Below are 9,728 nucleotides of genomic sequence, written 5' to 3'. Positions count from 1 at the left end.
CTCGGCGTCGGCGAAGGTCATCTGCTTCATCGGGAAACTCGGTGGGTGGGGTCGCGGTATTTTGCCAAATCAGAAAGTCTTTTTCAGAGTTTCCTTAGATACCTCGCATAGCCTCGTACATATATTTATAATATTTAACCGCGACGTTGTAGCGAATCATAACTCCAATTGCCAACTCCCGAATTACCTCCGCACCAGTTTGCGAGTAGTGCTGCAATACCGTTTCAAACCAGGCTTCGCTGTGATGGGTATCGATACCGATATGAGCCTTGTGATAAGCGATAACCTCACGAGGTAGATTCAAGCGCTCGAGGGCATGTGTTGTAGCGCCAAATCGAGCTGGCGCCGAACCTTCAACCAATCCCATAGCCCCTATCAATCGAACGTTAAATTCTCGACGAACCGCCCACATTAGGAGAATATTCCCATTCATCAAACACTCTTTAGACGGAGCTCCTAAACTAATGTCTGTCAGCGCCAAGACCTGACGCATATAAGCAGAGGATGCTTTGAACATAGACGTATGGACAAAATCAAAGTTTCCGTTACCCATTTCATCCCAATAATTTTCGCCCGCTACCATTTTACAATGCACTGGCATCCCTAACTGCACAACGGCCATCAGATCATCAAAAGAGCCATCCACCATCTCTTCCATACAAATGTAAAATGCAACCTGCTCCAATGTCGCGTCATACTTCATATATTCAACAAAAAAGGCAATATCTTCGTTAATGGCTTTTTCTCGATTCAAGTACCACGTTAAAAACTCCTCTTTTGTCTTGGGGAGACTTTGAATATCCACCTTATCTTCTTCTGCCGCAGCCCATTCATTTTCTATTCGCTCTATAGTTCTCCGCAAGGCGTGCAAGCGTGGCCCTTGGCCTACTAAATCCGCTGGGTCGCTCAAGAGCGCTCTATAATAATCGGCTAAATATTGTTGGCCTTCTCGACTGTCACAATTCATATATAGGTTCCTAATAAATTACGGCAGGGAATGTGCTTGATTTAAGATCAAATGCTTGTAGAGAGGGGCCAATTTCGTAAAGTAGCGTCATTTTTTCATGCGCCTCTTCCAATGTTGGAACATGGTTATTATCAACCCACCACATCACTACACGAGGCCATCTTAAAGGCAAGAACCACTCTGACCCTCGTCTACGAAACTCATCATGGGGCGTTCGATATAAAAAATCTTTTAAGGCATCGGGATCTTTCCACAATGAGAGGGTATACAGATAGCCTTCACCCCATAGTTCCTCCAATCGCTTTTGATCTTCGTTACTCTCTCGCCATATAAAACCCGGATGACGCTCAGCTAATCCGTTTACATACTGGGTCGAGGAGTAAAATCCCTCCATACGTGGATCATCCTTTGAGAATCTAGGTTTAACTAAATCGAACTGTGCAAGAATAGCCATTAACGCTCACTCCCACGCCTGTATTTCGATGATATTTCTGTCTGGATCTCTCACGTAAACAAAGGTACAAACGCCTACGCCCTCCACAACCTGACTTACTAACTTCCCGAGCATCCAACCGCCCTCACGAATAACTTTTGAGCATACTTCATTCAAGTCCGAAACCTCGAAAGCAATATGCGTTAACCCCTTTGAATTCGCGCATGAGATCTCACGCTCTTTAATTTTTAGATACTGAAATATTTCCAACGTTGGACCTTCCGCACCACAACCTGGAAGCCTCAAATGCACGCCTTCAATTTGCGCACTCTCGACGTTGGTTCCTCCTGACAGACTTCTCCCTGACAGAAAACGCTGCGGCCCGACCTGCTCACATCCAAATACTTTCTTGTAAAAACTTGCAAGCCGTCGCCAATCTGGCGTGACCAAGTTGGTGTGACTGTATTTTATATTCATTTTTTATCCTAATACGAAGATCAATCTCTGAAAACAAAAGTCTCATGTTCTACATGACGATCTTTATCGCAAGCACGCTCCCATGTAGTGTTTAAAATTATACGTACTACATCTTGAGTTAATGGCTTCACACGATGCAATGTCGTATCGGCCTTTAAAAGATATACGTCTCCCGTCATATGAAAGTATGAGTCGATAGTATTTTCCACCAATAGACTTTCTATTCTGGAGTTTTTCTTATCCCAGTTCGTGTGCGGCACACACTCTAGCAACCCTCCAGACTCTATACTTGGGGCTTCTACGACCCAAATAATTGTGTACGGATAGTCTCCCCAATGCCACCCGTGCGTATCCCCCGTTTTATGTTGACTGTTAATGATATAGTTATCCCATTTCCATGGTGTAGGGATAACCTCCTCTTTCACAATGCTACGAATCAAACTCAACAAATATTTTGACTCATAGGCGACCGGGATGTATTTTCCAAACGTTTCAATATCATCGCGAGTTACATTACTCAGATAACGCGGGGTATTGCCAGTTGACTCGATCAGAAGATCACGCCGCTTTGAATAATTAGCCAATAAATATTTCACATCGGTGATGATTTCATCTCGCACCCTCGGATCAATCAAATGATTGATCTTCAAATAACCATCCCGAGCAAACCGATGCTGCTCCCAAAACATGTCATGACCGGTATAGGGTTCACTATTGAGAATGTCCATCTGCTCTTGATCGATATCAAACTTCCTAGCTTCACTCATCAGATTTATATCTCCGGATAAGACATCAGTAAAACCGTATTAAGCTCAAATGGATCCTATCTAGTTTTAACTATTGGATAAATGACAGCCGAGCATTTCACTCATTCCTGAAACGAGGGAATTAGAAGCACCGCCAGGAAATCACACCCGTACAATTATTACGTATGGCTGAACATCACAGTAAGAGCGGCTTGACCCTTTGTTACGTCAAGCACAGTTATGTATTGCGGATGCTTTCCCGACTAGTAAGTTTGCGTACAAAAGCAAAACCGTACCCTGTATGGCTGGCTCGATTGGCGGGGGTTAATAGACACACGGCCCCTTATAACCTCATCCGATGCAGCTTCTGCCCATTATTCGGCCCAGGATCTGAGCAATAGGACAGACATATGACGAGTCTCGAACACCCACACACTCACCTATACCTTCGCTGATTTACTGGTCCGGGTAATCCTCAACCTGCCCGGGCTAAATCACTGAACACCGGGAGCTACCGCGAGCATGGTGTTGGCGCGAAACTTTGTTGATGTCTTTGAAATTCATGTGCCGATCATTTCTACGGCGATGGTTTCGGTAGTCGGAGTGGCAGTGTTGCTTTTATCGAGCCGTGGATCGACCCAGCGCCCCTTGCTGCAAGGGTGCTGTGCGCGACGCGATCGCTGCGCGCAACCCACCGACAGCTCAAGGTCGCGCGTACCCTGGCAGACCGTGAGCAAGTGGAAGGCATCGCTCGCCATCACTTGGCGGAGGCATTGCAGTACCGGCCGGTATCAGTTGGCTAGCAGCGTTCAGGAAAAATCCAGCAGCAGCCTCGCCACTTCCAGCACCTCACCCAGTACCGCTTCTGCCGACTCGGCGGAAGGCTTGAGCATCAGGTCATCGGCGTAGCCCATCGCCAGGGCGAAGAGCTGCCGTGCAGCGCGTTGGGGCGACTCGCAGCGAAAGACCCCGGCAGCGACACCCCGCTCGATCACCTCGGCAAGCATGCCTTGCCATTGGGCATTGATCACCAGGTAAGCCTGGGCCATTTGCGCGTCATGCATGGCCTCGTCCCAGGCGTCCAGCCAGAGAGCCCAGCCTGCATCGGCGGTGCTCGGCAGGCAGTCGCTCAAGAATCCTACGAGTGCCTCCAGCGGTGGCGCATCGGCCAAGGGCTCGCGCACTTCATCCAATTGCTCATTCGCAAAGCGCACAAAGGCTTCGCGGCGCAGTTCTTTCCAGTCGCTGAAGTAGTGATACACGTGGCTGCGGGACAAGCCGGCATGCTCCGCCAGGTCGCGGGTGGAAACATCGGCAAACCCCTTGCTGCGAAACAGCTCCAAGGCAGCGGCGATGATCTGGTCTTTACGGTCGATACGCGACATGGGCCATTCCTTACGGGCACCACCAGATAAGTGGCGCTTGCTTTTTGAGCGACTGCTCAAAGATACTTGAGCGGTCGCTCAATAGTAGCGCCTATTACTCCTTTGGTGCACCCATGCCATCCACAACGCCACACATCCTGATCGAAGAAAGCAAGAAAATCGGCCAGCAATCGGCCAGCCAAACCCTCAAGGCAATTGCCAAGGCTTATCCCGGCAAGCTGTTCTGCACACTGTCATTGGTCGCACTGGAAAACGCACTGCTGCTGGCCTATCCCCTGTTTGCCGGTTTCGCCGTGGACTCGATCCTGCGTGGCGATGCCGGCAGTGCCTTGTTATATGCGGCCGTGGTGATGGCTTTCTGGGTAGTCGGCGCCGCACGCCGGGCGCTGGATACCCGCACCTTCACGCGGATCTACGCCGATCTTGCCGTACCGGTGATTCTCAACCAGCGCCTACAGAACCACAGCACATCAAAGGCCGCCGCGCGGGTGGTGCTGGCGCGGGACTTTGTCGATTTTTTCGAGAAGCATGTGCCGGTGATCGCAACGGCCCTGGTCTCCATCGTTGGCGCGGCAGTGATGCTACTGGTGATTGAACCTTGGGTTGGCCTGGCCTGCTTCGCCGCACTGCTGCTGTGCATCACCCTGCTGCCGCGCTTTGCCCGTCGTAACGAGCAATTGCACGAAAGGTTGAATAACCGCCTGGAGAAAGAGATTGGCCTGGTGGAAAAGGTTGGCGCCCAGACGTTGCGACGCCATTACCAACTGCTGTCACACCTGCGCATCTGGCTGTCGGACCGCGAAGCTGCCGCCTATCTGTTTCTCGGCGCGCTGGCAGCGCTGCTGTTCATCGTTGCGATCAGCCAACTGGCCTTGTCGCCAGCGGTCAAGGCAGGCCATGTCTACGCGGTGATGACGTACCTGTGGACCTTCGTCGGCAGCCTCGACGAAGCGCCAGGGATGGTCGATCAACTGGCGCGGCTCAAGGACATCGGCAAACGGGTGGACCCTGGGCTCGGGACTTGATCAGCCTTGCCGAAACCGATCCACCTCCTGCCGTAACCCCGCCGCCAACGTCTCCAGTTCCCTGGCGGTAATCGCCAGGTTCGACACCACTTCACGCTGCTCGCTATTGGCCAGGGCAATGCTCTGCAGGTTACTGCTGAGCAAGGTCGCTGTGCTGCTCTGCTCCTGGGTCGCGGTGGTAATCGCGGCAAACTGCTGCCCCGCCGAACGGCTTTGTTCGTCAATGCGCGCCAGGGCCGCAGCCACGTCGGCGTTGCGCGACAAGCCTTCCTGCATCAGTTCATTGCCCTGCTCCATGGTGCTGATGGCATTGCCGGTTTCCAGCTGGATGCTCTGGATCATCCCGGAAATCTCGTCGGTGGCCTGGCGGGTGCGCGAGGCCAGGTTGCGCACTTCATCGGCGACTACGGCAAACCCACGCCCCTGTTCCCCGGCCCGTGCCGCCTCGATGGCGGCATTGAGCGCCAGCAGGTTGGTCTGCTCGGCAATCGCGGTGATCACGCCGACGATGCCGCCGATTTCCTGGGAGCGCTGGCCCAGGGTATTGATCACCGTGGCCGTGCTGTTGAGTGCCGTGGCGATATGCTCCAGGGACGACGACGCCTCCTGCATCGAGTGGCGGCCGATGCGGGTCTGCTGGGCATTTTCCTGGGCCAGGCGTTCGGTATTGCCCATGTTGTCGGCAATGTTCAACGAGGTGGCGCTGAACTCCTCCACCGCGCCGGCCATGCTGGTGATCTCGCCGGATTGCTGCTCCATGCCCTCATAAGCGCCTCCCGACAGGCCCGACAGTGCCTGGGCGCGGCTGTTGACCTCCTCGGCCGCCTTGCGGATGTGCGACACCATGGTCGACAGGGCTTCGCCCATCTGGTTGAAACTGCGCGCCAATTGACCGATTTCGTCATGGCTGGACACGTTCAACCGCGCACTCAAATCACCGGCACCCAGGGCCTGCGCCTGGCGCACCAGATCGCCCAGGGGCTGGAGTTTGTTGCGCAGCAACCAGACCGCCGCGCCCACCGCCAACAACATCGCCAGCACACTGCCGATCACCAGGCGGATGCCCACCGCCCAGGTCACCGCACGGATCTCGGCCTTGGGCATGCTCGCCACTACCGACCACGGGCCACCGTCAAACGGCACGGCAACGCTGTAGAAGTCTTCGCCCTGGTCGCTCCAGAAACGTCCCTGGCCGGGCGTCTGCGCCAGCGCCAGGATCAGCGGGACCGCCTGCTCCAGGGCCTGTACGCCGGCGGGCGGCACCAGCCAGTGTTTTTGCTCGTCCAGCAGCGCCAGCGAGCCGGTCTGGCCAATGCGAAAACGCTTGAGGTTGGCGAACTGGGCGTTCTGCGCATCGGTGTAGTCAAAACCGATAAACAACACCGCAATCACCTGGCCGCTGGCATCGCGCACCGGGCTGTATTGGGTCATGTAGGAGCGCTCGAACAGAACCGCACGGCCAATGTAGCTCTGCCCGGCAAGCAGGCGCTGGTAGGCCGGGCCTTGGCGATCCAGCACGGTGCCGATGGCGCGGTTGCCGTCTTGCTTGGTCAGGGAGGTGCTGATGCGAATAAAGTCTTCGCCGCTGCGCACAAACACCGTGGCCACGCCACCGGACATCTGCTTGAACTCATCGACCTCCTCGAAGTGGTTGTTCAGCACTTGATCGCCCAGGTACAGGCTTGGCGTCTGCACCCCGGCCACACTCACCCGTTGCTCGGGACGCACGCGCAACCCGGCGGCGAAGCGCTGTTCAAACAGCCCACTCAAACGCTGGGTGCTCTCGCGCAAGGTGCTGTGGAAGGTATTGAGTTGGTCGGCGAGCAAGCGCGCTTCGCTGGCCAGGTGTTCTTCACGGGTCTGCAGGTTGGCTGAATCCAGGGAGCGCAGGGCAAACACGGTACTGCCGCTGATCACGACAGCCAAGATGACCGCCAGGGCAATGCCCAGCTGCGAAGCGATGCGGGCGCGGGGTTGAGACATGACAGCTCCTGGCCGAGGCCCGGATCGTCCTGATCCCATAGCACTAATCGGCGGATTTCTTGGATTGGAGGGCACGCTGAGCCACAACGAATGGCCACTGCGACACACCTACTTCGGCGGCCAGAATCAATACTTGAGCAAATCACAGAGGTATTACTCAAGTGCATTGTTTGCGCAGGCTGCATCGATTCAGTCGAGCTGTTCAACCGCCGGCAAGGCCATGGCCCGGACCTCACTTTGCAAAAAGTCCGACAGCCTGCGCAGGCGCTCGCCGCCGGGGCGAGTCTTGGGCCAGACCAGGTAATAGCTGTCGCCACTGGCCACCGCCGTCGGCCACGGCAGGCTCAAGCGCCCCTGGGCCACATCCTCGGCCACCATCAGCAGGTCGCCCATGGACACACCATAGCCCCGCGCGGCGGCAATCATGCCCAGCTCCAGCGTATCGAACACCTGCCCGCCCTTGATGGCGACGCGGGAGGCCAGCCCAGTGCGTTGCAACCAGCGGCGCCAGTCGCGGCGATCCGGCGTGGGGTGCAGCAGTTCAGCACTGGCCAGGCGTTCCACATCCCAGGGGCCATCATTGAGCAGGTTCGGCGCGCCCACCGGGATCAGCAGTTCAGGGAACAGGTAACTGGCCTCCCAGTCCGCAGGAAAGTGCCCGTCACTGAGCAGGACCGCGCAATCGAACGGTTCCTGGTTGAAATCCACTTCATCGATGCTCATCCAGGCACTGGTCAACTGCACCTCGTTGCCCGGCTGCAAGTGCCGGAACCGGCTCAGGCGCGCCAGCAACCAGCGCATGGTCAGGGTCGACGGGGCCTTCATGCGCAAGATGTCATCTTCGGCATTCAGGGTATGGCAGGCACGCTCCAGGGCGGCAAAACCCTCGCGCACCCCAGGCAACAGCAACCGCGCCGACTCGGTGAGCTGCAAGGTACGCCCACTGCGCTGGAACAGGCGGCAGGCGAAATGCTCTTCCAGGGTGCGGATATGCCGGCTGACCGCACTTTGGGTAATGGACAGCTCTTCAGCCGCGCGGGTGAACGAGTTGTGCCGCGAGGCGGCTTCAAATGCCCGCAAGGCATACAGCGGAGGAAGGCGACGAGACATGAGGAAAACTCCGACGGCACGGTCCCGGAACCCTACCAGAATCATCCTGGCATGAGTTTTAATCATGCAAATGATCGCATTTATCCCTTTGTGCAAAGCGCTGAGAGCGCCGAGAATCAACCCCTCTACCCTTCGTGTAATTATTGAGCGTGATGATCATGCAGCATCCGGCGCGTACCGAACTCTGGGCCATTCTGCGGCTGTCAGGGCCGTTGATTGCCTCACAGTTGGCGCACATGTTGATGGTGCTGACCGACACCCTGATGATGGCTCGCCTGAGCCCCGAAGCCCTGGCCGGCGGCGGGCTGGGCGCGGCAAGCTATTCGTTTGTGTCGATCTTTTGCATCGGCGTGATTGCCGCCGTGGGCACCCTGGTCGCCATTCGCCAGGGCGCCGGCGATATCGAAGGCGCCACCCGCCTGACCCAGGCCGGGCTCTGGCTGGCCTGGCTGATGGCCCTGGTGGCGGGCCTGCTGCTGTGGAACCTCAAGCCGGTGCTGCTGATGTTCGGCCAGACCGAAACCAACGTGCAGTCGGCCGGCCAGTTCCTGATGATCCTGCCGTTCGCCCTGCCCGGCTACCTGACATTCATGGCCCTGCGCGGCTTCACCAGCGCCATCGGCAAGGCCACCCCGGTGATGGTGATCAGCCTGTGCGGCACGGTGGTCAACTACCTGCTCAACCATGCGTTGATCGAGGGCATGTTCGGCCTGCCCAAGCTGGGCCTGATGGGCATCGGCCTGGTCACGGCGATTGTCGCCAACTGCATGGCCCTGGCGCTGTTGTGGTACATCAAATACAACCGCGCCTACGCCGCCTACCCATTGGGCAAGGGCCTGTTGCGGCCCAACCTGCATTACTTGCGCGAGCTGTGGCGCCTGGGCCTGCCGATTGGCGGCACCTATGCGGTGGAAGTCGGCTTGTTTGCCTTCGCGGCGCTGTGCATGGGCACCATGGGCAGCACGCAGTTGGCGGCCCACCAGATCGCCCTGCAAATCGTCTCGGTGGCGTTCATGGTGCCGGCGGGCATGTCCTATGCCGTCACCATGCGCATCGGCTTGCACTACGGCGGCGGGCAACTGCTCGATGCACGGCTGGCCGGGCGCGTGGGCATTGCCTTCGGCGCGACGGTGATGCTGGGGTTTGCCATGGTGTTCTGGCTGTTCTCCGACCCGCTGATCGGCCTGTTCCTCGACCATGACGACCCGGCCTTTGCCCAGGTGATCAGCCTGGCGGTCAGCCTGTTGGCCGTGGCGGCGTGGTTCGAGCTGTTCGACGGCGTGCAGACCATCGCCATGGGCTGCATCCGCGGGCTCAAGGATGCCAAGACCACGTTCCTCGTCGGCCTGGGTTGCTACTGGCTGATTGGCGCACCGGCGGCCTGGCTGATGGCGTTTACCCTCGACTGGGGGCCAACCGGGGTGTGGTGGGGCTTGGCGCTGGGGCTGGCGTGTGCAGCGATTACCCTGACATGGGCGTTTGAGGCAAAAATGAAGCGGATGATTGCCCAGGAACCGCAAGTCGATACGCTCCCACAGCCGAACTGAAGAAAGTGTGGGAGCTGGCAAGCCAGCTCCCACCTTTTTGATTGGGTTTACAGGG

The 9,728-nt window shown here is 56.8% G+C and carries 9 protein-coding genes and 1 pseudogene; 3 read left to right on the top strand and 7 right to left on the bottom strand.

Annotated elements, in window-relative coordinates:
• Positions 1-94: 94 nt before the first annotated feature.
• From AO268_RS14910 to AO268_RS14895, 4 genes are read right to left on the bottom strand one after another with little or no spacing between them, the layout of a single operon-like run.
• Complete coding sequence (locus AO268_RS14910; protein ID WP_099169097.1) at positions 95-967, bottom strand: iron-containing redox enzyme family protein; 873 nt, start codon at positions 965-967, stop codon at positions 95-97.
• A 10-nt stretch (positions 968-977) separates the two neighbouring features.
• Positions 978-1,421: a DUF3291 domain-containing protein gene (locus AO268_RS14905; protein ID WP_099169096.1), complete on the bottom strand. Its 444-nt coding sequence runs from the start codon at positions 1,419-1,421 to the stop codon at positions 978-980.
• Between the two features lie 6 nt (positions 1,422-1,427).
• Positions 1,428-1,877: a VOC family protein gene (locus tag AO268_RS14900; protein ID WP_099169094.1), complete on the bottom strand. Its 450-nt coding sequence runs from the start codon at positions 1,875-1,877 to the stop codon at positions 1,428-1,430.
• 20 nt (positions 1,878-1,897) lie between these two features.
• A complete protein-coding gene (locus AO268_RS14895) occupies positions 1,898-2,644 on the bottom strand; it encodes a HalD/BesD family halogenase (RefSeq protein WP_099169092.1) in 747 nt (248 codons plus the stop codon).
• 650 nt (positions 2,645-3,294) lie between these two features.
• On the opposite strand from AO268_RS14895, the pseudogene AO268_RS14890 reads away from it, so the two are divergent.
• Positions 3,295-3,426, top strand: a pseudogene (locus AO268_RS14890) (hypothetical protein); the annotation flags it as partial.
• 6 nt (positions 3,427-3,432) lie between these two features.
• Here AO268_RS14890 and AO268_RS14885 read toward each other — a convergent pair.
• Positions 3,433-4,008, bottom strand: coding sequence for a TetR/AcrR family transcriptional regulator (locus tag AO268_RS14885; RefSeq protein ID WP_099169091.1), 576 nt, complete (start codon positions 4,006-4,008; stop codon positions 3,433-3,435).
• A gap of 113 nt (positions 4,009-4,121) precedes the next feature.
• On the opposite strand from AO268_RS14885, the gene AO268_RS14880 reads away from it, so the two are divergent.
• Entirely contained in the window at positions 4,122-5,033 is a 912-nt protein-coding gene (locus AO268_RS14880) for an ABC transporter six-transmembrane domain-containing protein (protein WP_169866298.1), read from the top strand.
• Here the strand turns inward: AO268_RS14880 and AO268_RS34010 are convergent, their stop codons facing one another.
• Together AO268_RS34010 and AO268_RS14870 are read right to left on the bottom strand one after the other, a co-directional pair.
• Positions 5,034-7,016, bottom strand: coding sequence for a methyl-accepting chemotaxis protein (locus AO268_RS34010; protein ID WP_099169089.1), 1,983 nt, complete (start codon positions 7,014-7,016; stop codon positions 5,034-5,036).
• Positions 7,017-7,205: 189 nt separating this feature from the next.
• A complete protein-coding gene (locus AO268_RS14870; RefSeq protein WP_076963414.1) occupies positions 7,206-8,126 on the bottom strand; it encodes a LysR substrate-binding domain-containing protein in 921 nt (306 codons plus the stop codon).
• 152 nt (positions 8,127-8,278) lie between these two features.
• On the opposite strand from AO268_RS14870, the gene AO268_RS14865 reads away from it, so the two are divergent.
• On the top strand, positions 8,279-9,673 hold the full coding sequence (locus AO268_RS14865; RefSeq protein ID WP_076963415.1) for a NorM family multidrug efflux MATE transporter: 1,395 nt from the start codon (positions 8,279-8,281) through the stop codon (positions 9,671-9,673).
• Positions 9,674-9,728 lie beyond the last annotated feature (55 nt).

The organism is Pseudomonas sp. ICMP 8385, from assembly GCF_002699915.1.
Taxonomy (GTDB): Bacteria; Pseudomonadota; Gammaproteobacteria; order Pseudomonadales; family Pseudomonadaceae; genus Aquipseudomonas; species Aquipseudomonas gessardii.
The sequence above is the reverse complement of the archived record's forward strand: the minus strand, read 5'-3'. Positions and strand labels throughout refer to the sequence as shown.

Excerpts from the sequence above, each read along its gene's own strand:
- AO268_RS14865 (WP_076963415.1), top strand. The coding sequence starts at position 8,279 with ATGATCATGCAGCATCCGGCGCGTACCGAACTCTGGGCCATTCTGCGG.
- AO268_RS14910 (WP_099169097.1), bottom strand. The coding sequence starts at position 967 with ATGAATTGTGACAGTCGAGAAGGCCAACAATATTTAGCCGATTATTAT.
- AO268_RS14905 (WP_099169096.1), bottom strand. The coding sequence starts at position 1,421 with ATGGCTATTCTTGCACAGTTCGATTTAGTTAAACCTAGATTCTCAAAG.
- AO268_RS14900 (WP_099169094.1), bottom strand. The coding sequence starts at position 1,877 with ATGAATATAAAATACAGTCACACCAACTTGGTCACGCCAGATTGGCGA.
- AO268_RS34010 (WP_099169089.1), bottom strand. The coding sequence starts at position 7,016 with ATGTCTCAACCCCGCGCCCGCATCGCTTCGCAGCTGGGCATTGCCCTG.
- AO268_RS14895 (WP_099169092.1), bottom strand. The coding sequence starts at position 2,644 with ATGAGTGAAGCTAGGAAGTTTGATATCGATCAAGAGCAGATGGACATT.
- AO268_RS14870 (WP_076963414.1), bottom strand. The coding sequence starts at position 8,126 with ATGTCTCGTCGCCTTCCTCCGCTGTATGCCTTGCGGGCATTTGAAGCC.
- AO268_RS14885 (WP_099169091.1), bottom strand. The coding sequence starts at position 4,008 with ATGTCGCGTATCGACCGTAAAGACCAGATCATCGCCGCTGCCTTGGAG.
- AO268_RS14880 (WP_169866298.1), top strand. The coding sequence starts at position 4,122 with ATGCCATCCACAACGCCACACATCCTGATCGAAGAAAGCAAGAAAATC.